The following is a 21,489-nucleotide window of genomic DNA, read 5'->3' on the forward strand; positions in this document are numbered from 1 at the left end:
GCGGACCGGGCTTCGTCATGTGTGCCGGGCCACTCTTGACGGATTAATACCCTAGGGGGGTATGGTAGAGGCAGAAGCACGCAGAAACTCGCCGCCGCCGTGGTCCGCGCGGGCTACGCGGTCGCCGATTGAGCACCGAACGGAGCACACCGATGAACGCATCCACCAAATTCGGCGGGTTCGCCCTCGGAATCGCGGCGGTCTTCGGGATCGCTCTCACAACCGGGGCGGTCATCGGACCGGATCCCGCCGAGCCCGCGCACAACCCGGGAACACACAACGGATCCGTCCAGCAGGACGAGGCCCATTCAGAAGCACTACCAGGAGGAATGATGGCGACCGACCGCGGATACACCCTGCGGTTCGACACCGCACAGGCCGCATCGGCACCGAATGTGCCGCTTCGTTTTCGCATCCTGGACCAGAACGGGACGGCCGTCACTCGTTATGTACGCAGCCACGAGAAGGATCTGCATCTGATCGTCGTGCGCCGCGACATGGTCGCCTTCCAGCATGTGCACCCGGTACTGGGCACAGACGGAACCTGGAGCGTCCCACTCGATCTCACCCGCGCGGGCGACTATCGGGTATTCGCCGACTTCACCCCCGAGGGTGGCGACAACCTGACCTTGGGCGCGGATCTGCGGGTGGCGGGTAAGTATGACCCGCAACAACTCCCGGCCGCGACCACCACCGCGACGGTCGGCGATTACACCGTCATGCTGAACGGCATCGTCGTCCCCGGCCGGCCTTCGACGGTGACCCTGTCGGTGCGTCGCGGCGGCAAGCCGGTCACCGATCTTCAGCCCTATCTCGGGGCCTACGGCCACCTGGTGGCACTACGCGCCGCCGACCTCGGTTACCTGCACGTCCACCCGGAGGGCCACCCCGGCGACGGCGTGACTCCGGCCGGACCGGGCATCACCTTCGCCCTCACCGCGCCGAGCGCGGGCGACTACCGCTTGTTCCTCGACTTCCAGCACGAGGGCGTGGTCCGCACCGCGGAGTTCACCCTGACTGTTCAAGGCACCCCCGCCGCAGACACCGCGACGCACACCGAACACACTGTTCAGCAGCCGGTGCCGGGCGGCCACAGCCACTGACTCGTCGATCCACTACCGCCCGCACAGAACGGAGCACCCACGATGACCACCGCGACACAACCATCGCCCTCCGGGCAGGTCGAGCTGGTGATCGGTGGCATGACCTGCGCGTCCTGCGCCGCTCGCATCGAGAAGAAGCTGAACAAGCTCGACGGCGTCACCGCGACGGTGAACTACGCCACCGAGAAGGCGCGCGTCGATATCACCGGTGACGTCTCACCAGGCGACCTGATCGCCACCGTCGAGCAGGCTGGTTACACCGCCTCCTTGCCCGCCCCTCCGGAGCGGTCGGAGGACGCCGCTATCGAGGAGGATCCGGCCGCCGCGCTGCGGACCCGCTTGCTGGTCTCGCTGGTGCTGTCGATTCCGGTGGTCGCCATGGCGATGATCCCGGCCTTGCAGTTCACCAATTGGCAGTGGCTCTCGCTGACCCTCGCCGCGCCGGTCGTGGTGTGGGGCGCGCTGCCGTTCCACCGCGCGGCGTGGACCAACCTGCGCCACGGCACCGCGACCATGGACACCCTGGTGTCGATGGGCACGCTCGCCGCGCTGGGCTGGTCGCTCTACGCACTGTTCTGGGGCACCGCGGGCACGCCGGGGATGACCCACCCGTTCGAGTTCACCATCTCTCGGATGGACGGCACCGGCAGCATCTATCTGGAGGCGGCGGCCGGTGTCACCACGTTCATCCTGGCCGGGCGCTTCTTCGAGGCGCGCGCCAAGCGGCGCGCAGGTGCGGCGCTGCGTGCCCTGCTCGAGCTGGGCGCGAAAGAGGTCTCCGTCCTCCGCAGCCGGACCGAGCAGCGGATTCCGGTGGAGCAGTTGACCGTCGGCGATCGGTTCGTCGTGCGTCCGGGCGAGAAGATCGCCACCGACGGCGTCGTGGTGGAGGGCTCCTCGGCCGTCGACGTCTCGATGCTCACCGGTGAGTCGGTGCCGGTGGAGGTCGGTCCCGACGACGCCGTGGTCGGCGCGACCGTGAACGTCGGCGGCCGGATCGTGGTGCGTGCAACCCGCGTCGGTTCCGACACCCAGCTGGCCCAGATGGCGAAACTGGTCGAAGACGCGCAGACCGGTAAGGCTCAGGCGCAGCGGCTGGCCGATCGGATCTCCGCAATTTTCGTGCCGATCGTGATCGCTCTGTCGGTCGCGACGCTCGGATTCTGGCTCGGCACCGGCGGATCGGTCGCGGCCGCGTTCACCGCCGCGGTGGCCGTGCTGATCATCGCTTGCCCGTGCGCGTTGGGGCTGGCCACGCCGACCGCGCTGATGGTCGGCACCGGACGCGGCGCACAGCTGGGCATCTTGATCAAAGGCCCCGAGGTGCTGGAATCGACTCGGCGGATAGACACGGTGGTGCTGGACAAGACCGGCACCGTCACCGCGGGCCGGATGACCCTGCTCGATGTCATCCCCGCCGAAGGCGAGCAGGTCGCCCGGATTCTGGAGCTGGCTGGAGCGCTGGAGGATTCGTCCGAGCACCCGATCGCGCAAGCCGTCGCCAAGGGCGCCCGCGAGCGTGTGGGCGAGCTGAAGCCGGTCGAAGAGTTCGCGAACATCGAGGGACTGGGCGTGCAGGGCGTGGTGGACGGTCACGCCGTCGTGGTCGGCCGGGCCCGCCTGCTCGCCGACTGGTCCCAGCACCTGGACGCCAGCCTGACGCAGGCAATGCGCGCGGCCGAGTCCGAGGGCAAGACCGCGGTCGCGGCGGGCTGGGACGGCACGGCACGCGGCGTGCTGGTAGTCGCCGACTCGGTGAAACCGACATCCGCCGAAGCGATTTCCCAGCTCCGCGCTCTCGGCCTCACCCCGATCATGCTGACCGGCGACAACCAGGCCGCCGCGGAAGCGATCGCCGCGCAGGTCGGCATCGATGAGGTGATCGCGGAGGTGCTGCCGCAAGACAAGGTGAACACCGTCAAACGGCTGCAAGCCGAGGGCAAGGTGGTCGCCATGGTCGGCGATGGGGTGAACGACGCGGCGGCGCTGGCCCAGGCCGATCTGGGTCTGGCCATGGGCACCGGCACCGACGTGGCCATCGAGGCGAGCGACCTGACCCTGGTCCGCGGCGACCTGCGGGCAGCGGCGGACGCGATCCGCCTCTCGCGCCGGACGCTCGCGACCATCAAGGGCAACCTGTTCTGGGCGTTCGCCTACAACGTGGCCGCGATCCCACTGGCCATGGCGGGCCTGCTGAATCCGATGCTCGCGGGGGCCGCGATGGCGTTCTCCTCGGTCTTCGTGGTGAGCAACAGCCTGCGGCTGCGGAGCTTCCGCTCGACGGCGCGATAAACGCAAACACCGGACGGGACGGCACACGGAGTGTCGTCCCGCCCGGGTATACGCCAGGTGGTCTTCATGTCGGCGTTCACTGTTGGGGTGCGGCATCCGGCGACGCGAGCGTTAGCCCGATGCGTCGGCGCATGCGTGCTCGCAGCCGCACACCGAGCCCTACGGGCGAGCGGCGCCGGTTCCGGCAACGCATGCGCATAACGCCATGGGAGAGAGTACCCGCAGCGCAGCCGAATTCGAAACGGAAAAGAGGTCAGCCGCGGAGGGTGGTGACGGTAACGAGCGAGGGTTGGATGAACATGCCGTACACCTCGATCGACACACCTCCGGTCGGGGACTCGCTCGCCCACCGGGCGTGCTCGGTGATCCCTTGTCCCAGCGACGCTTTGGCCTGCGGCGACCAGGCGACCGCAACCTGGCTCAGCGCCGGTCCGAGGTTCATATTCGCGATCGCGGTGGACTCACCGTGGTCGAAGTAGACCTCGGTGCCGCCGGGGAACGGGTTCAGCGCCACCGCGGAGGCGCTCGCGCCGCCGAACGCCGCGGCCGCCCCACCCGCTGTCAGCGCGATCAAGACCGACATGATCCGACGACGCATCCGATATCCCCTTTTCGTGTAAGCACATTGGCCATGCCACCCTTGCCCAGCGTGCGCAGTTCGGCAATTCTATGTGACGTCAATCACACAAATGTCAGTGGGTCGCCACGCTCGCGTCCGCCACGAACGCGCTCGCATGATCGGCAGCCCACTCGGCGTAAGTGCGGGCACGACCGAGGATGCGGCGCACGTCATCGGTGATGATCGCGTTGCGTCCCGCACGCACATAGGCTTGGCCTGCCAGCGCCCCGTCGGCGAATTCGGCGGCCATGCCGATCGCGAGCATGAACTCCCGTGCTTCGGATTCCGCGATGTCGACGACCTCCACCGGGTGCCCGACGACATCGGCCAGGGTCGCGGCCTGGTCATGGGTGGTGCGCAGCTCAGGGCCGGTAAGGGTGTAGATCTTGCCCGCGTGCTCGGCGGACACCAGCGCCTCGACGGCGACCGCGGAGACGTCGCGAGGATCGATGACACCCTGCGCTGCGTCAGCGGTCATATTCGGCACCGGCTGCCCGGAGCGGATGGCATCGGCCCAGCTCAGTGTATTGGAGGCAAAGGAGCTGGGGCGCAGGATAGTCCAGTCGACGCCACTCTCGCGCGCGGCCTGCTCACCGGGCAAATGCCAGGTCCCGACGCGGCCGAGTTCGGTATCCCCGGTGCCGATGGCGGAAAGCTTGACGATGCGGCCCACGCCCGCGTCACGCGCCGTAGCGATCAGCGCGCGGTCGGACTCCACGTACTCCGGGCCGAGGACACCGACGATGAACGCGGCCTCCGCGCCGTCCATGGCCGCCCGCATGGACGCGAGGTCGGTGTAATCGCCCCGCACTACCTCTACGCCCGCAGGGACCTCGGCACGACTCGGATCCCTGGTGACAGCGCGAACCGGCACACCCCGTTCGGCGAGCTGACAGACGATTTCACTCCCGATGGTGCCCGTGGCACCGGTGATCACGATCATGGGGACCACCGTGCCGCGAATCAGCGCAGGTCTTCTAGGAAATTTCGGCACACCCGCCGTGGCCGGGACTGCCTACAGTGGATGCGGTGACCACCATGCTGCGCCCACCCGTCGTGACGGCCGACCTGGTCGAATCGTCCGAGCCCGCGCCGGAGTCGCTGCGACCATGGCTGGCCGAACTCGGCCGGATCCCGACCGTGCTCGATCTGTCCGAACCGTTCGCGCACGTTCCGCATACGTCGACCACCATCGTGCTGCGCGCCGAGCACGACGGTCCGCGCGACGCGCTCGTGGTCGGGCCGCAGACCAAGGCGATCTACTCGCGGGCGAACAAGCCAGCGGGCTGCGTCCGCCTGCGCTTGGCGCCCGGCGCCATCCGCTCGCTGCTCGGCGTCCCCGCGGCGGACCTCACCGATCGGATCGCGCGGTTGGCGGATCTCCCCGGCCCGGCCGCACACCTCGCCACCGAGCTGGTCGAGCTCTCGCCCGACGAAGTTGTCCCCTATCTCGAGGACGAGCTGCCACGCCGCGCCGCCGACGATCCGGCCCAGCGTGCCCACCGCCGCCTCCTCACAGCGGCGGTGGCCGCCATCGCCGACGGCAACCCCGTTTCGGTCCCCGCACTCGCCGCCCGGCTCTCGGTGAGCGAACGCCAACTCCGCAACCTGTTCACCAGCGGAATCGGCGTCTCACCCAAGCACTTCGCACGTATCGACCGAGTCCGCAAAGTTCTGTCCCGAGCCAGCGACACCCCGTGGGCCGACATCGCGGTCACCACCGGCTATTACGACCAGTCCCACATGACGGCCGACTTCCGCAGTCTGATGGGCGTTCCACCCACGTCATTTCTCCGGGGTGAGGTACCGGCCGCTACTCCCTGCGGGTCCCCTCTTCGCGCCTGAGAACCGATAGCCCAGTTGGATCTCGCTTCTCGCCAGGCTCCAAATACAACCGCTCACAAGGGAGCCGAGGCAGCCCCTCAGCGCCATCGGGCAAGATCTCTACCGCATCCTGGTAATGCGCACGCCGCCACTCCTGCGCGAACGTCATCGCCGCCGTGAAGGACGCCGCGAACTCCAGCCGAAGCCCATGCCAGAACACACTCAGTCGCACATCCGGCTCGGACGGGCTCGGGGATGAATCGCCGCTCATCACGCACCCGGCCCGAGCGTGGGGATCTGATCGTCCGGCATACGACATCACCCCTGAGCCCGGCGATTCGGCGGAACCTGATCCGCCCACGCACGAACAGCCTCGACCACCACCTGCCCGGACGGTCGAAAGGTATTGCGAGGAGGAACAATCCAGCAGCGGATCGCGGCCACCGACGCGATAGGAGACGGCAGTGCGATAGTCGCTCCGCCCCGCGCGACCGACACATCCAGCCGGAACAATTCGGCGAACAGCCGCACATCGTCGGGCAGATCAGGCCTGATCAGAAAGGTCCACCGCCCCGAACGCGGATGTCCGACAACAGGTCCCAGCTGACCACCTCGACTCTGTAGGTGCGCCTTCACCGCTTGCCCCAGCCGAGTAGGCATCGTCATCGCCCACACATACCCGGCCCGCACCACAATCCGGCCACTCTCGGGCGGGTCAACCACCGCGGGCAGGTCACACTCCCGCCGATAGAACAGACACCGCGAACGGGGCGTATCCCCACATGCTTCCATTCGTAACCCCCACGCGCACTTCTAGAGTCGGCTGACGTGCGCCCGGTCCCGATAGAGACAGCGTCACCAGGACGGGAGTGAACAGCCAGGGTTTGAGCATCCCCACCGGGCGCGATCCCAGCGTTGACCAGGCGCGGGGCCGTTCCAACTGCGTTTCAAGGACTTTTGGGACGTTTGCACGTAAGGTTCGGACTGTCCCCCTGCCATCGGAGGTAGTACGGTGAATGAAGCGCTGCGGCAAGCTATGGCGAAAGCCGGTGTGACAAAACAACAACTTGCCGAAAAATGTGGTGTGGATATCAAGACAGTGAATCGGTGGGTGACGAACCCGACGCGCACACCTCATGCACGTCACCGGTGGATGGTATGTAGATCACTAGGAGTAGAGGAGGCTGATTTGTGGCCTTCAGCAGTACGACTGACACTCAAAACCGGACCCGACCGGGAAATAGTCCAAGTATTCCCCTATCGCTCGGCCGCTCCGGCGTCATTATGGCGGACACTGATCTCCAACGCCAGAAGCGAACTCACTTTCGCAGGGTACACCAATTATTTTCTTTGGCTGGAGCACGCGAACTTTGGAAATACCCTTCGACGTAAAGCGTCGAACGGGTGCCGAGTCCGGTTCTTGATTGGCGACCCAGAGAGCGAGACAACCCGCGAAAGAGAGAGTGAAGAAGATGTCCCACTGACTCTTTCTACGCGAATAGCCGTCACGACTGGCGAACTACAGAAGCTGCGAGGAACCGACAACATAGAAGCGAGATTCGGCACAGACCACGTCAGCCTGTCCGTGTTCCGCTTCGACAACGACATGATCGTCACTCCCAATCTTGCTCGAAGAGTGGGCCACGATTCCCCGATGCTGCATATCCGGCGCGAACAGGACGATGGGATGTTCGATCGGTTCAATGACCACGTCGAGGAATTGTGGTCGCGGGGAGCCAGCATCTGGGAGGATGGGCAGCATGGGACGGCGTGACTACGAGAACGACCCGAACGCACCTCAGCCGAATAGCCTGGTACCAGCGGCATCCGTGGTGGTAGTGAACGAGGCCGGTCAAATCCTGTTACAACGCAGAACCGATAACGGCATGTGGGCATTGCCGGGCGGCAAGATGGAATTGGGCGAATCACTTGCCGATTGCGGTATCCGGGAAACCAGAGAAGAGACCGGTATAGATATCCACATCACCGGTATCATCGGTACTTACACGAATCCCCGCCATGTCTTCGCATACGATAACGGGGAGGTCAGACAAGAATTCTCGATCTGCCTCCTCGGAGAGCCGGTCGGCGGAAAGCTCAGCGTCTCAGACGAGTCTCACGAGGTTGCATGGTTCACCCCGGCCGAGATCGACTCATTGCCGATGGTCGACAGCATCCGGCGCCGCGTAAACGATTGGCGTTCAGGCAGATATCCCGTAATCAGATAGGGCGGGGAACGAATGGCACCACCGCAGGACCCGATCCGTTTCGCACACGAAGGGTTGGTGGCCGACTCGGTGCCCAAGACACTTGGTTCCGCTGGTCGACGTGTCGGCGATTCCCTCGCAACCCAGATGGAACAGCGTGTGGTCGAGCTGCGGCATATGGATGACAGCGTGGGTGGAAGGGATCTGTTCCCGCTGGTGCTGGAGGAGTTCGAGAACGCGCAGAAGGTCGTCACGGAGTGCAGCTACGGCGAGCGGATAGGCAAGCGACTGCGGATCGTCGCCGGTGAACTCGCACAACTCGCCGGGTGGGTCGCGAGCGACGCAGGTAGGTACGGCGAAGCGCAGCGCTTGTACCTGAGCGGTGCATCGGCAGCGGATGACGCCGGAGACCGTGTCCTGACAGCGCAGCTACTCTCGAGCCTGAGCTACCAGATGGCCAACGTCAGCAACCCGCACGAGGCGGCGCTGCTCGCACGAACCGCTGTCAAGGGAGCACCTCATGCGCCGCCGACAGTCCGGTCATTGCTGATAGACCGCTTGGCCTGGGCATGCGCACGCTCACGCGATCGCGAGGAGGCGAGGCGAGCGCTCGACGCGGTGGATGACGCGTACGACCGCCGTTCGCCCGATATTCCGGAGCCCGAGTGGGTGTATTGGATGGACCGCACGGAGATAGACGTCATGGCGGGTAGGTGCTTTGTCGAAATGGGCGATCCGGCTAAGGCAGGTCCCCTTTTGTCCAGAGCCATCGGGCAACTATCCGCTGACCGAGTCCGTGAAGTAGCCCTGTACCGCACTTGGCTCGCGGAGTCGTTCCTGAAGACGAGTGATCTGGACGCAGCCCGCGCAACTATCCAAGAGGCACGGTCCGCAGCAGACACCGCCCACTCGACCCGGCTCGATCGGCGAATCGCCGAAATCGAAGCAATGCTGGCATGAGCTCCTCAATACGCTGCCTGTAAAACCGACCGTAATCCCGTACCTGCTCAGGGAGACCAGAATGAGCAATCGACGTGACTACTATCGAGATCTGGACGCTCCGAAGGCCAATAGTCTCGTTCCGGGTGGCTCCGCCCTGATCGTCGACGGCGACGGTGCGATTCTCATGCAGCGCCGGGCCGATTCACGTAACTGGTCGCTACCAGGCGGCACGATGGAGATCGGCGAAACGCTCGAACAGTGCGTGATCCGCGAGACGAAGGAAGAGACGGGTCTCGATATCGAAATCACCGGCCTGCTCGGTATCTACACCGATCCGGAGCACGTCATCGCCTACTCCGACGGCGAGGTACGGCAGGAATTCAACGTCACCTACTACGGCCGGGTGATCGGCGGCCAACTACTGGTCAGCGACGAGTCCACCGACGTTCGTTTCCTTCATGCGGAACAGCTCCGAAGCGAGCCAGTACACAACACCGTCCGGCTCCGCTTGCAGCATTACGCCGAAAATCGAATCCAGCCATATCTGGGATGATCTGGCCAGCAGCGGAACAGCACAGCTACGGCTGGTGTGGCGTACGACCGGCGGCCTTGGCTCGGCGCCTGGCCATCTCCTCCCGCTCCAGGACCAAAGCCTCCTCGAGAGTCGGTGCGGTGCCGCCGAGCCGCACGGGGACCCATCGGGCTCCCTCGGGCATCGGGTAGTTCCGCTGGGCGTTTTCCAGCAGCTCGTTCATGCGGGTGCGCATGGTGGCGGTGAGTGCGTCCGCCGGTTCGGCGGGCGGGATCGGGGCGCCGATGCGGATGTGGATCGGAAACTTGTGGCGGCCCAGCTGTTTCGGGATGTCCTTGGTCCAGACACGGTGTGCGCCCCAGATGATCAGCGGAATGATCGGGACGTCGGCTTCGATGGACATGCGCGCCGCGCCGGACTTGAATTCCTTCAGCTCGAAACTGCGGCTGATCGTCGCCTCCGGGTAGACCACGACCAGTTCGCCGTCGCGCAGTGCCGTCACCGCTCGGGCATACGACGCCGCGCCCGCGGTGCGATCGACGCCGATCGCCTTGCAGTGCTTCATAAGGAAACCGATGATGCCGTGTTCGAGTTCGGCCTTCATCATGAATCGGACGTTGCGGCCGGACTTGCGCCCGACCAGCCCGACTTCCATGAAATCCAGATAGGCCGTGTGGTTGACGGCGAGCACGGCGCCGCCGGAGCGGGGAATGTGCTCTTGGCCTTCGATGTCGATGCGCAGACCCTGCGCCAGGAAAATGGTGCGGGCCAGGCCGGTGAGAACGTCGTAAACCGGTTCCCGCGCCATCGCAACTCCCGTTACTGCTCCGCCGCGTTCTTGCGAGCGGCCTTCTCCTTCGCCTCGGCGGCGTCCATCGCGTCCGCCTCTTCCAGGGTAGGAGCGCCGCCGCCGAGCCGGGCGGGCACCCAGTACGCGCCGGGCTCGTGCGCGTAGTCCTTCTGCAGGTCGAGCAACATCTCCTGCATGGTCGAGCGCAGCTTGGCGGTGAGTTCCGCGGCGGGCTCGAAGGGTTGGATCGGTTCGCCGACCGCGATCGAGATGGGCGTGTTGGTGCGGCCGAGCCGTTTGGGGAAGCCCTTGGTCCATACCCGCTGCGCACCCCAGATGACGATCGGGATGATCGGCACCTCCGCCTCGATGGCCATGCGCGCCGCGCCCGATTTGAATTCCTTGATCTCGAAGCTGCGGCTGATGGTCGCCTCGGGGTACACGCCGACCAGCTCGCCGCGGCGCAGATACTCCACCGCGGCCGTATACGACTCGGCACCCGCCGAACGGTCCACCGGAATGTGCCTGAGCGCCCGCATGATCGGGCCGGAGATCTTGTCGTCGAAAACCTCCTTCTTGGCCATGAACCGGATGTAGCGTTTCGGGGTGCGCACCGGCAGGCCCGCATAGGTGAAGTCCATGTAGCCGGTGTGGTTCACCGCCAGCACGGCGCCACCCCGCGCGGGGATATGTTCATCGCCCTTGACGGTGAACTTCAGACCTTCGAGGAAGAAGACGGTACGGGCCAGCCCGATGATCGTCCGATAGACGGGTTCCACAAGTCAGCTAGCGTAGTCGCTGACCGTCCCCTCCGGCAGTGCGCCGCGATCGCCGCCGCACCGGAGCGAGGACGCCTGAGCAGCCCAACCGCACGCCCTTAGAGAAGAGGATCGTCGAAGTGGAACGCGCCCGACCGGAACCGCGTGAATACGACCACAGCTCAGCACGCGATCGGATCCGGGCAGCAGCGAACGCGGAGGAACCATCCACAGCCGCGCACCCGCCCCGGCACCCGAACGCCCGACCGGATCGAGCAACGCTGATCGGTCCGGAACCATCGCCACTGGGACAACCGACCCGCATCTCCACGCACTCGACTCGGCGCCAGGGCGCCCGACCACCTATGCGCGCAGCGCTGATCGGCCTGGCACTGATCGGCGCGGGCGCGCTGACCGGCTGCGACTCCGTGGCAGGTATCCCGGACGACAGCGCCGCACCGGCAGCGGCGCGCACAACGCCACCCGCCGCCGTCCCGGCGACGACACCACCGACCACAGCGTCGGTGCCGCCGGTTCCCGATGACGCTCCGCCGGTGGGGGCGGTCGCCGGACTTCCCGCCGCTTCGAGCGCGGTGCAGCGCTGGGCTGCCGACCTGCAATCGCACACGATCGCCGAGATGCAGGAGAAGTGCTGGACCATCGCGCCGAAGAACGTGGCCGACATGTACGGCGACCTGCAGTCCATCCTGGCCGCCCTGGCCCAGCCGGGCACGGCGACCACGGACGCCGTCGTCTGGCAGAGCAGAACCACCACGGTCGCCGTCGACCGCGCCGAGGTCGAGACCGGCTACGCCTGTCCGCGCGTCGCCGCGGCGGGCGCGGACATCGCCTACAACGACGCCGACGCCAGGCACACCGTGCGCCGCTACCTGTCCCGCTTCATCGGGTCTCCGCTGGACCCGGCCGACAAGGAGGGCACCTACCCGCTGGTCTGCAAGGCGTCAGCCACCTGGGACCCCACGGCCACCGGACGCCCGATCCCGGCCCCGCTGGCCGGCAACCCGGGCATGCTGACCGGGACCATCGAGTTCGCCGACCAGCAGATCCGCTCGGAGCAGCTGAACACCGACTACATTGCGGTGCCCGTCCCCGTGACAAACTCCTCGGGTGTGACGCAGACCCGTACCTTCACCCTGCGATCCGGGCCGGACGGCTACTGCATCGGCGACGTCTCGCCGTAACTACTACCCTGGTTGGCTGGTAACAGCAGGAGGAGCAGCTAGTGCAGATCACCAGCGTCGGACACGCCGGATTCCACATCCGCACCGCGGCCGGGTCGATCCTTTGCGACCCCTGGGTGAACCCCGCGTACTTCGGCTCGTGGTTCCCGTTCCCGGACAACACCCAGCTGGACTGGGACGAGCTGGGCGCATGCGACTTCCTGTACGTCTCGCACCTGCACCGCGACCACTTCGACGCGAAGACGCTGGCCGAGCACGTCAACAAGGACGCGACCGTGCTGCTGCCGGACTATCCGGTGCCGGACCTGAAGCGGGAACTCGAGCACCTGGGCTTCCACAAGTTCTTCGAGACCGAGGACTCGGTCAAGCACACGGTGACCGGTCCGGGTGGCGACCTTGACATCATGATCATCGCGCTGCGCGCGCCCGCCGACGGCCCGATCGGCGATTCCGGGCTGGTCGTCTCCGACGGCGAGACCACCTGCTTCAACATGAACGACGCCCGGCCCGTCGACATGGACGTGCTGCACGACGCGTTCGGTCATGTCGACATCCACCTGCTGCAGTACTCGGGTGCGATCTGGTACCCGATGGTCTACGACATCCCGGCCCGCACCAAGTCGAACTTCGGCAAGCAGAAGCGTCAGCGTGGCATGGACCGGGCCCGCAGCTACATCGAACAGGTCGGCGCGACCTGGGTGGTGCCGTCGGCGGGTCCGCCGGTGTTCCTGGACGACGAGCTGCGCTACCTCAACGACGACCGCGGTGACGAGGGCAACATCTTCCCGGACCAGAAGGTGTTCCTGGAGCAGATGGAGATCCACGGCAACGCGGGCGGGATCCTGATGATCCCGGGCTCGGTCGCCGACGTGCGCGGCGCCGAGCTGACGCTGACCTATCCGAGCGACCCGGCTGAGATCTACGAGCACAAGGCCGAGTACATCGAGCGGATGGCGCAGCGCCTCGCGCCCGTGCTGGAAGCCGAGAAGGCAACCTGGGCGACCGGCGATGGCGCGCTGCTGGAACCGTTGCAGAAGCTGTTCGAGCCGATCATGGTGCAGAGCGACCTGATCTGCGACGGCATCGGTTACCCGGTCGGTCTGGTGATCGGCGAGGAAACCGTGGTGCTGGACTTCCCCAAACGCACGGTGCGCGGCCCCATCGAGGGCGAGGGCCGCTACCGCTACGGCTTCCGCATCGCACCGGAACTGGTCCGCACGGTGCTGCGCGACCAGGAGCCGGACTGGGTGAACACCATCTTCCTGTCCACCCGCTTCCAGGCCTGGCGTATCGGTGGGTACAACGAGTTCCTCTACACGTTCTTCAAGTGCCTCACCGACGAGCGGATCGCCTACGCCGACGGCTGGTTCGCCGAGGCGCACGACGATTCCGCCTCCACCGAACTCGGCGCCTGGGAAGTGCAGCGCCGCTGTCCGCATCTGAAGGCGGACCTGTCGAAGTTCGGCGTGGTGGACGGCAACACACTCACCTGCAACTTGCATGGCTGGCAGTGGGATCTGGAATCGGGACGCTGCAAGACGTCCAAGGGCCACGAACTGCGCTCACGCAAGCTGAGTTGAGCGCCTGAACCTCCGGACGGCATCTTCCGCGTCGACCGGAGGCGTTCCGGGGAAGCGACTAGGTGATCTCGCGGGTGAGCTTCGACGACCAGGGGCACCACATGCAGCCCGGCAGGAACGCGCCGCACGCCTCGTCCAGGTGGTCCTCGACGTAGATGATGCTGGCGTCGCAGACCTCGATCGCCACGGTGAAGAAGGTGATGGTGTCCGGGTCCAGGTAGAAGTTCCAGCCCGGGTTGTAGGGCGCCGGAGACTTCCGGATCCGCCCCATGACGTGGACAGACATCTGCTCCTCGCCGGACAGGATGCGACGGGCCTCGGCGATCCGCTGCTCGTTGGTCAGCTCGATGATGAATTCTTTGCCTGAGTAGTCGGTGAATGCGAAGAGCGCCATGACTTTCCCCTCTTGTCGATGGGTCCTGTTGTCCATGGATGGCGAACTCGGCACCGGTGCGACTCGATCGTATCGGCACTCAGCCGGATATTTGCTATAGATTTGCTAACGGTGCAGCAGTTGATCGGCGGTCGGTCTGGGCGGCGAAAAGAGAAGTAGTCCCGAAACTCAGCGGGAGATCCCCGCCGGGATCCCACTGTGCGCCGGGGTGGGACTGTGGCGCGCGGTTTTCGCGGTGCTGATCAGCTCCCGGATCGCGATCGCACCCCTGGCCACCGGCGCGGCGACCCGGCCATCCGGGTCGATCAGCACCGCGGACGGGGTACCGCGTACCCGGTAGCGCAATGCCGCTTCGTTGCCGCGCTGTACCAGCGACGGAATATCGCCCAGCCCGTTTTCGACGCCCCACGCGGCTTGCTCCGCCGCGTCACCATTTCCGACCGCCACGATAGCCAGAATGTCGCTGTTGCGCGCGTGCCAGCGTGGCAGCTCCCTGGCCAGTGCTGCACACAGCTCACAGCCCGGATGCACGAATACCAGCAGAACCCACCGCTGGCCGGCCAACAGTCCTTCCAGCGTGGTCTTCCCGCCTCTGGCGTCGAGCAGTTCGAACTCGGGCGCGATCGAGCCCGCCGGCAAGCCCTCCGCGCCCAATGTGGACAGCGCCTGCTCATCGACCCTGCGACGCAGCACACGCAGTTGCCCCGCGATCCACACCAGCACCGCGGACAACACAGCGACCACCGCACAACCGATCGCGTCGTCGGCGGGCAAGCCCATCGGCACGCGCGGGTGCGTCAGCGCGCCTACACCGACCGCCGCGGCGAGCACCACCAGAACACCGTTGCGTCCCAGTGTCTTCGGCCCGATCGGCGCCGCGCTCGCGGTTCCGAAGCACGAGCACGAAGGCCGCTCACCACGCCGCAACAGGCGCGCGATCATCACCGTGAACACGCCGAGCAACAGCAGTGCCGCCACCGCGGCGACACCGGAAGCCCACGGAAGCAGCGCAACGACAGCGATCACCGCCTCGGCGACCGGCAGTCCCCAGGCCACGGCAGGCACCCAGCGCAGCGGCACCCCGAAGTCCCCCACCGCCTGCCGGGTCGCGCTCCGATCCGCCAGCTTGCCCCACGCCGACAATCCGAACACGGCACACAGAGCGAGCCGCGAAACCCACACCCCGTATTCGATCAGCATGAGCGCACCATGCCACAGTCATGCACTTCGAACATGAATGACTCGACCAGGCTTGTCAGGACCGAGATCGAGTGGCGACGCCGACCGCAACGAGGGTCAGCACGCAACCGATGATCGCGGTCGCCGACAGGCCCGCCGTTGTCGGCGTGAGCAGGTCGAGGACCAGTGCGAACAGCAGTTGTCCCGCCACCGAGGTGAGGCCGAGCAGCAGCACACCGATCCAGCGGACGGTCAGGGCGGCCAGCGCGATGAACGCCACGCCGATGATCCCGCCGAGGTAGAGCCATGGCTCGGTAGGGAGCTCCGCCGGACCACCGGAGGTCGCGATCACGGTAACAGCGAGGACCAGCAGCGCGGACAGACCGACGCAGAAATTGACCAGGGCCGCCGAGATGGGACCGCCGACGGCGCCGACCTTGCCGTTCACCGCCTGCTGCCAGGCCAGGCCGATTCCGGCCAGCGCGGGGAGCACGATCAGCAGCGCGGTCGGCGCATCGCGCAGCGCTTCCGGCACGGAGAGGCCACCCGTTGCGGCGCGGCCGTGACCGAGTCCGGCAACCAGCACCGCGAGAACGCCGAGTGCCGCACCGGCCAGACGCACCGCGGTGACCGGCGTGCGCCCGCCCGGGCCGAGACCGAGACGGTCGACGACCAGGCTGCTGAGCAGCTGGCCCGCGACGGTGGCCACGGTGAACGCGGTGACGCCGATGGCCGCGACGGTGAGACCCTGGCATGCGACGAAGAACGCGCCGCACAGGCCGCCGAGCAGCTGCCACGGCCGCAGCGCACCTTCTGCCAACGCCCGCCGCACCTGCCGCACACCCTCACGCAGTCGCCCGCTGACCGCGAAGGCCACCGCGAGCACGAGGAGCCCCGTACCGAAACTGATAGTGGCCGCCGCGATCCCATCCTGCAGGCGTGCACCGAGCGCACCGTTGATCCTCCCCTGCACCGCGACACCCGCGCCGATCCCGAACCCGAAGACCAGCCCCAGCCTCACCTGCACGGTCATAGCCCGCACGCTACCGGGGCAAGCTCAACGCCCAACTCGAGTGGCACCTCACTGCGGCAAAACGCGAGAGCGGTCTCCGTGATGTGCCGCTCACCGGCGGCGTGGGAGCCAGCGGGGTGCCAGGGCGGCTATGGCGAGCATGGCGACGCCGAGGAAGGCCAGCATCGTGGACATGGAGTACCAGATGGTCACCACGGCGGCGAAGCCGAAGACCGCGAGTGCGACCACCTCGCTCAGCAGGCCGGACACGGAGGTGACCGTGGCGCGGGCCGGGCCCTCGATGGCGTCTTGCAGACGGGCGCCCGCGATGACCACCGCGTTGTGCACGATGCCGTAGGAGATGCCGATTGCCGTGAATCCGAGAGCCGTCAGCGGATACATCACGTCGGGCCGCCGGGCCGCGAGCCCCGCGACGAGCGCGCCCCCGAGGAACAGCGCACCGGCGATACCCATCGCGATCCCCATGGTCCGGCCCGATATCCCTTCGGTCCGCCCGCCGAGCACGGAACCGACCAGCGAACCGAGCACGGTGAGACCGACCAGCAGCGGCACCACCGCGGTGGAGACGCCCGCTTCGTGCGCGAGCAGAGCGAAATATTCATCGAAAGCCGTGATGCCGAACAGCAAGGCTTCCAGCAGCACGCCATAGCGCACGGCCCGAACCCGGACTGCTTCCCCGATACCGGCTTTGAGCATGCCGAGGTATCGAGCAAATGGCCGCGGCTGCTCGACCACGCCCTCCGGCAAGGCATTTCGCTCACCGACACCCGAAACAGAAGGGCTTACCGGCCGATCCGCATCGCTTGTGCCACCGGCAGGGGTTCCGTGGGTGGCGTCTCGGGCAGCGGCCCGCGTACCCGCGCCCACCATGAGGTCCGAGTCCACGGGACCTGTGCTGCCATTTTCGATCGACACCGTATCGACGCGGAAGGCTGAGTCAGCTGGATCTGTATGGGGCACTGGTGTATGCGTGGCACCGGATCGCGCCGCGCCGTCGTCTCCGGACGACTCCGGTACGACGTCTTCCAGGTCGTCGACGTCTACCGCGGACACCGCCTTAGGCGCGGTGGGCAACGTCAGCGCGATCACCGTGTGCAGGGCGGCGATGGCGACGCTGGACCAGCTGACCAGCGCGTAACCGCCGTAGAGATAGAGCGGGGTCGCCGCGACGATGGCGACGACGACGGCCGCTTCCGCACCCGCGCGGGTGTAGCCGAGGATGCGCGGGTAGGCCGCGGACTCGCCGCGGGCGGCGAGGTCGTCGTAGAGCAACGCCTCGAACGTGCCGGATGCCAAAGCGCCCGACGTACCCCACAGCGCGAATCCGATGGCGAAGCCCAGGAAGGAGGGCGCCACGGTCCACACAGTGAAGCCCGCGGTCAGCAACACACCGCTCAGCATGAGCAGACCGCGCCGTGAGACCGTGTCGGCCCACGCCCCGGAGGGCACCTCGAGCAGGAACGCCGTCGCCGACCAGACCGCGAACAGCAGCGAGATCTGGCCCGTGCTCATGCCGTGGTCGGCGAACAGCAGGGCATACAGCGCGTAGAGCGGAATCAGCTCACCGATGCTCGTGAAGAGCACGGCGCGAACTGTCAGCGAGCGCAGGCTGAGATAGTGCGCGCTACCCGTTGAATGGGCGCGCCGCGATCCCGGGGCTCAATAGCCGTAAATGAGCAAACGCATGCCGTCAGCATGCTCACGATCGCCATGCGGCGTCAAGGGAATTAACCGGGCGGCGTCACAGAAGTCGGTGCGGCGATCGGATCAGCCCTGGCACCCGACAACGAGCGCGGCGTCAGGACATCTGCTGGCGGCGTCGCCGATCTGCACGACGCCATGGCCTGGCCGGACAGCGGCATCAGGTGGGCAGGGCGAGCGGAGAGGTCAGCCGGAGCGGAGGTTCAGTGCAGCGGCACCCAGCCGTTGGCGTGGACCGAGTCCCCGTCGCCCAGTTCCCGATCCGTGGTACCGATACCCACCCGGCCTTGATTCTCGTTGAGGTCGCTGATCAGCTCGGACACCGGATGCGAGTCGCTGTAGTGGTAGCCCTGCGCGAGCGCGAAGCCCAGTTCGGTCAGCACCGCGGCCTGGTACTCGGTCTCGACCCCCTCGGCGATCACCTGGAGATCCAGTGCGCTGGACAGGGCGGCGATCACGCCGAGCAGCGGCGGCGCGGGCGAGTCCGAGCGGATCGCGGCGACGAAGGACTGGTCGACTTTGAGAATGTCACTCGGCAAAGTGGCCAGCCTGCTGAGCGAGGAGTACCCGGTGCCGAAATCGTCGATGGCGATGCGCACGCCCCGCTCGCGCAAGGTGTGCAGATTGGTGATCGCGGTCTGTGATTCGGCCGCCAGCTCGCTCTCGGTCACCTCGAGCACGAGCTGATCGGCGGGCCAGCCGGTACTGGCGAGAATGCCGGCCACCCGGTCGGCATAACCGGCCTCGGCCAGCTCGAGTCCGCTGACGTTCACGTTCAGGGTCAAGTCGAGCTGGGCGAAGGTCTCCTGCAGCCGCGCGGCGTCCGCGCAGGCCCGGCGCAGCACCAGCTCGTCGAGGTCGGAGATGAGGTCGTATTCCTCGGCGACGCGGATCAGGCCCTCGGTCGTGACGTCCGGTTGCGCGCTGGACGACCAGCGCAGCAGCGCCTCCACACCGACCGCTTTGCCGCCACCCTCGGTCAGGCTGACGATCGGCTGGTAGTGCACGTCGAGCGCGCCGCGATCGATCGCCTCGCGCAGCTCCACCGCTAGCGGCAACTGGCGCGAGGACTCCAGCACCGTCCGGTTGCGCCCGGCCTGCTTGGCCCGGTACAGGCCGACGTCGGCGCGGCTGACCAGCAGCGAGCCCGATTCCCCCGGCTGCCAGGACGTCACACCCGCCGAACAGCCGGTGGTCACCGCCGCGCGCAGTCGTTCGGTGAGCAGGATCGCGGCCTGCTCGGTCGTGTTCGGCAGCAATAACGCGAACGCGTCCCCGCCGTAACGGGCCAGACGCTGATCGGGGGCGAGCAGTTTCGACCAGGTGTCGGCCACCCGCTGCAGGACGGCGTCGCCCGCGCGGTGCCCCAGATGGTCGTTGATCTTGCGGAAGCGGTCCAGATCGACCAGCACCAGAGCCAGGCCCTGCCCGGACCGGGTGGCCTGCTCGATCGCGGTGTTGAGCGCACGATCGAAGCCGCGACGGTTGAGCAGGCCGGTGAGCACATCGATGTCGGCCTCGGACGCCATCCTGGTCAGGATGCCGACGACGATGCCGACGCCGAAGGTCACACCGGCTGGAATCAAGCCCGACCACCACGGCAGCCCCGGAGTCACCGGCCGGGCGGGCAGCACCCATAAGCACAGCGCCAACGCGAACGCGATGTGGGCCGCCGCCTGCGACCAGGCGAAGAACAGTGCGGCGTCGCATGCGACGAACACGTAGAACGACGCCAGGCTGATCGCGCCGACCGTGTTCGGGAACGAGTGCACCGCGATGGTCACCAGCACCGTGGCGATCGCGACGTAGACGTGGTGAATCGAATGCGGCAGTCTCGGCCCCCACGCGAGCAGCGTCAGACCGAGCACCAGCGCTACCGCCGCCGCCCCGCCGACCAGAGGCCGATTACCCTCCTCACCAGGGGCGATCGCGGTGATGAGCAGGCCGAGAACGCCGCCCATGACGTAGAACGCCCCGGTGGTCCGAGCCATGACCATAGCTGTCGCCAGCGCAGATGCGGCCCGCACCCGAGTCCGGGTATCGCCGCGAGACCCGATTCCTCGCACGAGGAATAGCCTAAACATAAGGAATCCCGCCGGTTGCCACATCCTGGGAATCCGGCACGGCGAACCGGTAGCTATTCACCTGTCCGTCATTCGCTCGTCGTCAGTTCGGCGGCCGCAGGACCTCGGTGCCGACGAACGGCACCAGCGCCGACGGAACCCGGACCGACCCGTCGGCCTGCTGATGGTTCTCCAGTATCGCAACGATCCAGCGGGTGGTGGCCAGCGTGCCGTTCAAAGTGGCGGCGATCTGCGGCTTTCCGTTCTCGTCGCGATAGCGCACGGCGAGCCGGCGGGCCTGGTAGGTGGTGCAGTTCGAGGTCGAGGTGAGTTCCCGATAGGTCTGCTGGGTGGGCACCCACGCCTCGCAGTCGAACTTGCGCGCGGCCGAACTGCCCAGATCGCCCGCCGCGACGTCGATCACGCGGTAAGGCACCTCGATGGCCGCGAGCATCTCCTGCTCCCAGCCGAGCAGCCGCTGATGTTCGGCGTCGGCCTGGTCCGGCGTGGTGAAGACGAACATCTCCACCTTGTCGAACTGGTGCACCCGGATGATGCCGCGGGTGTCCTTGCCGTAGCTGCCCGCCTCCCTGCGGAAACACGACGACCAGCCGACATACCGCTTCGGTCCGCCGCTCAGATCGAGAATCTCGTCGGAGTGGTAGCCCGCCAACGGCACCTCCGAGGTGCCGACGAGGTAGAGATCGTCGTCGGCGAGGTGGTAGACCTCCGCCGAGTGCTGCCCGAGGAACCCGGTGCCCGCCATGATCTCCGGACGCACCAGCACCGGCGGGATCATCATGGTGAAGCCGTTGGCCACCGCCCGCTGCGCGGCCAATTGCAGCAGGCCCAATTGCAGCAGCGCACCGTAACCGGTGAGGAAGTAGAACCGGGCGCCCGATACCTTCGCGCCGCGCTCGGTGTCGATCAGGCCGAGCGACTCGCCCAGCTCCAGGTGGTCTTTCGGCTGGAAGTCGAATTCCCGTGGCGTGCCGATGGTCTGCAGCACGACGTAATCGTCCTCGCCGCCCGCGGGAGCGCCCTCCTGCACCACGTTCGAGATGGCGCGGTGCGCGGCGTCCAGGTCGGCGTCGGCGGCGTTCTGTGCGGCCTCGGCCTCCTTGACCTTGACCGACATCTCGCCGGCCTGCGCGAGCAGCGCGGAACGCTCCTCTTTGCTCGCCTTTCCGATCAGCTTGCCCATCGCCTTGTGCTCGGCACGCAGGTTGTCCGCGGTGGCCACCGCGGCACGCCGCGCCGCGTCCGCCTC

Annotated in this window: 19 protein-coding genes; 9 read left to right on the top strand and 10 right to left on the bottom strand. The window is 66.8% G+C overall.

Annotation, left to right across the window (positions count from 1 at the left end; genetic code table 11):
* Nucleotides 1–152: 152 nt before the first annotated feature.
* Together NA4_RS15855 and NA4_RS15860 are read left to right on the top strand one after the other, a co-directional pair.
* Nucleotides 153–1,103 (top strand): DUF8832 domain-containing protein, encoded by a 951-nt coding sequence (locus NA4_RS15855; protein ID WP_067470396.1) that lies wholly within the window; start codon nt 153–155, stop codon nt 1,101–1,103.
* Between the two features lie 42 nt (nt 1,104–1,145).
* Nucleotides 1,146–3,395 carry a heavy metal translocating P-type ATPase gene (locus tag NA4_RS15860; protein WP_067470397.1) on the top strand — a complete coding sequence of 750 codons (2,250 nt, stop codon included), beginning with the start codon at nt 1,146–1,148 and terminating at the stop codon, nt 3,393–3,395.
* 253 nt (nt 3,396–3,648) lie between these two features.
* Here NA4_RS15860 and NA4_RS15865 read toward each other — a convergent pair whose 3' ends face one another.
* Together NA4_RS15865 and NA4_RS15870 are read right to left on the bottom strand one after the other, a co-directional pair.
* Complete coding sequence (locus NA4_RS15865) at nt 3,649–3,978, bottom strand: hypothetical protein (RefSeq protein WP_067470398.1); 330 nt, start codon at nt 3,976–3,978, stop codon at nt 3,649–3,651.
* Nucleotides 3,979–4,087: 109 nt separating this feature from the next.
* On the bottom strand, nt 4,088–4,957 hold the full coding sequence (locus NA4_RS15870) for an NAD(P)H-binding protein (protein WP_067470417.1): 870 nt from the start codon (nt 4,955–4,957) through the stop codon (nt 4,088–4,090).
* A 95-nt stretch (nt 4,958–5,052) separates the two neighbouring features.
* Here NA4_RS15870 and NA4_RS15875 point away from each other — a divergent pair, with 95 nt between their 5' ends.
* The 5 genes from NA4_RS15875 (at nt 5,053) to NA4_RS15895 (ending at nt 9,540) form a co-directional block, all read left to right on the top strand.
* Nucleotides 5,053–5,859, top strand: a complete 807-nt coding sequence (locus NA4_RS15875; protein WP_067470418.1) for an AraC family transcriptional regulator — start codon at nt 5,053–5,055, stop codon at nt 5,857–5,859.
* A 991-nt stretch (nt 5,860–6,850) separates the two neighbouring features.
* Entirely contained in the window at nt 6,851–7,612 is a 762-nt protein-coding gene (locus NA4_RS15880; protein WP_067470399.1) for a helix-turn-helix domain-containing protein, read from the top strand.
* Entirely contained in the window at nt 7,599–8,066 is a 468-nt protein-coding gene (locus NA4_RS15885) for an NUDIX hydrolase (protein ID WP_067470419.1), read from the top strand. Before NA4_RS15880 ends, NA4_RS15885 begins: the two co-directional genes overlap by 14 nt.
* A 12-nt stretch (nt 8,067–8,078) precedes the next feature.
* Nucleotides 8,079–9,005: an NsdA family TPR-like regulatory protein gene (locus tag NA4_RS15890; protein WP_157129045.1), complete on the top strand. Its 927-nt coding sequence runs from the start codon at nt 8,079–8,081 to the stop codon at nt 9,003–9,005.
* A gap of 61 nt (nt 9,006–9,066) precedes the next feature.
* Nucleotides 9,067–9,540, top strand: a complete 474-nt coding sequence (locus tag NA4_RS15895) for an NUDIX domain-containing protein (RefSeq protein WP_067470401.1) — start codon at nt 9,067–9,069, stop codon at nt 9,538–9,540.
* Nucleotides 9,541–9,565: 25 nt separating this feature from the next.
* Here NA4_RS15895 and NA4_RS15900 read toward each other — a convergent pair whose 3' ends face one another.
* Both NA4_RS15900 and NA4_RS15905 read right to left on the bottom strand, forming a co-directional pair.
* The gene (locus NA4_RS15900; RefSeq protein WP_067470402.1) at nt 9,566–10,327 is read right to left on the bottom strand and encodes a lysophospholipid acyltransferase family protein; all 762 of its coding nucleotides are present in this window, start codon (nt 10,325–10,327) and stop codon (nt 9,566–9,568) included.
* Between the two features lie 11 nt (nt 10,328–10,338).
* Nucleotides 10,339–11,088 (bottom strand): lysophospholipid acyltransferase family protein, encoded by a 750-nt coding sequence (locus tag NA4_RS15905; protein WP_067470403.1) that lies wholly within the window; start codon nt 11,086–11,088, stop codon nt 10,339–10,341.
* Between the two features lie 344 nt (nt 11,089–11,432).
* Between NA4_RS15905 and NA4_RS15910 the strand changes: the two genes are divergently transcribed.
* Nucleotides 11,433–12,269 carry a hypothetical protein gene (locus NA4_RS15910; RefSeq protein WP_067470404.1) on the top strand — a complete coding sequence of 279 codons (837 nt, stop codon included), beginning with the start codon at nt 11,433–11,435 and terminating at the stop codon, nt 12,267–12,269.
* Between the two features lie 41 nt (nt 12,270–12,310).
* Nucleotides 12,311–13,849 (top strand): Rieske 2Fe-2S domain-containing protein, encoded by a 1,539-nt coding sequence (locus NA4_RS15915; protein ID WP_067470405.1) that lies wholly within the window; start codon nt 12,311–12,313, stop codon nt 13,847–13,849.
* Between the two features lie 58 nt (nt 13,850–13,907).
* Here NA4_RS15915 and NA4_RS15920 read toward each other — a convergent pair whose 3' ends face one another.
* The 6 genes from NA4_RS15920 to serS form a co-directional block, all read right to left on the bottom strand.
* Nucleotides 13,908–14,243: a BP74-related protein gene (locus NA4_RS15920; RefSeq protein WP_067470406.1), complete on the bottom strand. Its 336-nt coding sequence runs from the start codon at nt 14,241–14,243 to the stop codon at nt 13,908–13,910.
* Nucleotides 14,244–14,411: 168 nt separating this feature from the next.
* Nucleotides 14,412–15,443 carry a peroxiredoxin family protein gene (locus tag NA4_RS15925; protein WP_067470407.1) on the bottom strand — a complete coding sequence of 344 codons (1,032 nt, stop codon included), beginning with the start codon at nt 15,441–15,443 and terminating at the stop codon, nt 14,412–14,414.
* Between the two features lie 55 nt (nt 15,444–15,498).
* Entirely contained in the window at nt 15,499–16,455 is a 957-nt protein-coding gene (locus tag NA4_RS15930; protein ID WP_067470408.1) for a DMT family transporter, read from the bottom strand.
* Between the two features lie 90 nt (nt 16,456–16,545).
* Complete coding sequence (locus NA4_RS15935; RefSeq protein ID WP_084497125.1) at nt 16,546–18,039, bottom strand: MFS transporter; 1,494 nt, start codon at nt 18,037–18,039, stop codon at nt 16,546–16,548.
* A 320-nt stretch (nt 18,040–18,359) separates the two neighbouring features.
* On the bottom strand, nt 18,360–20,153 hold the full coding sequence (locus NA4_RS15940) for a putative bifunctional diguanylate cyclase/phosphodiesterase (RefSeq protein ID WP_067470410.1): 1,794 nt from the start codon (nt 20,151–20,153) through the stop codon (nt 18,360–18,362).
* 169 nt (nt 20,154–20,322) lie between these two features.
* The coding region (serS, locus tag NA4_RS15945) for a serine--tRNA ligase (protein WP_067470420.1) at nt 20,323–21,489 on the bottom strand (1,167 nt) is incomplete at its 5' end.

This window comes from Nocardia amamiensis NBRC 102102, from assembly GCF_001612745.1.
In the GTDB taxonomy this organism is placed as follows: Bacteria; Actinomycetota; Actinomycetes; order Mycobacteriales; family Mycobacteriaceae; genus Nocardia; species Nocardia amamiensis.

What these genes read in the sequence shown, in the direction of transcription:
- NA4_RS15855 (WP_067470396.1), top strand. Translation starts at nt 153, where the DNA reads ATGAACGCATCCACCAAATTCGGCGGGTTCGCCCTCGGAATCGCGGCG.
- NA4_RS15860 (WP_067470397.1), top strand. Translation starts at nt 1,146, where the DNA reads ATGACCACCGCGACACAACCATCGCCCTCCGGGCAGGTCGAGCTGGTG.
- NA4_RS15865 (WP_067470398.1), bottom strand. Translation starts at nt 3,978, where the DNA reads ATGTCGGTCTTGATCGCGCTGACAGCGGGTGGGGCGGCCGCGGCGTTC.
- NA4_RS15870 (WP_067470417.1), bottom strand. Translation starts at nt 4,957, where the DNA reads ATGATCGTGATCACCGGTGCCACGGGCACCATCGGGAGTGAAATCGTC.
- NA4_RS15875 (WP_067470418.1), top strand. Translation starts at nt 5,053, where the DNA reads ATGCTGCGCCCACCCGTCGTGACGGCCGACCTGGTCGAATCGTCCGAG.
- NA4_RS15885 (WP_067470419.1), top strand. Translation starts at nt 7,599, where the DNA reads ATGGGACGGCGTGACTACGAGAACGACCCGAACGCACCTCAGCCGAAT.
- NA4_RS15890 (WP_157129045.1), top strand. Translation starts at nt 8,079, where the DNA reads ATGGCACCACCGCAGGACCCGATCCGTTTCGCACACGAAGGGTTGGTG.
- NA4_RS15895 (WP_067470401.1), top strand. Translation starts at nt 9,067, where the DNA reads ATGAGCAATCGACGTGACTACTATCGAGATCTGGACGCTCCGAAGGCC.
- NA4_RS15900 (WP_067470402.1), bottom strand. Translation starts at nt 10,327, where the DNA reads ATGGCGCGGGAACCGGTTTACGACGTTCTCACCGGCCTGGCCCGCACC.
- NA4_RS15910 (WP_067470404.1), top strand. Translation starts at nt 11,433, where the DNA reads ATGCGCGCAGCGCTGATCGGCCTGGCACTGATCGGCGCGGGCGCGCTG.
- NA4_RS15920 (WP_067470406.1), bottom strand. Translation starts at nt 14,243, where the DNA reads ATGGCGCTCTTCGCATTCACCGACTACTCAGGCAAAGAATTCATCATC.
- NA4_RS15925 (WP_067470407.1), bottom strand. Translation starts at nt 15,443, where the DNA reads ATGCTGATCGAATACGGGGTGTGGGTTTCGCGGCTCGCTCTGTGTGCC.
- NA4_RS15930 (WP_067470408.1), bottom strand. Translation starts at nt 16,455, where the DNA reads ATGACCGTGCAGGTGAGGCTGGGGCTGGTCTTCGGGTTCGGGATCGGC.
- NA4_RS15940 (WP_067470410.1), bottom strand. Translation starts at nt 20,153, where the DNA reads ATGGTCATGGCTCGGACCACCGGGGCGTTCTACGTCATGGGCGGCGTT.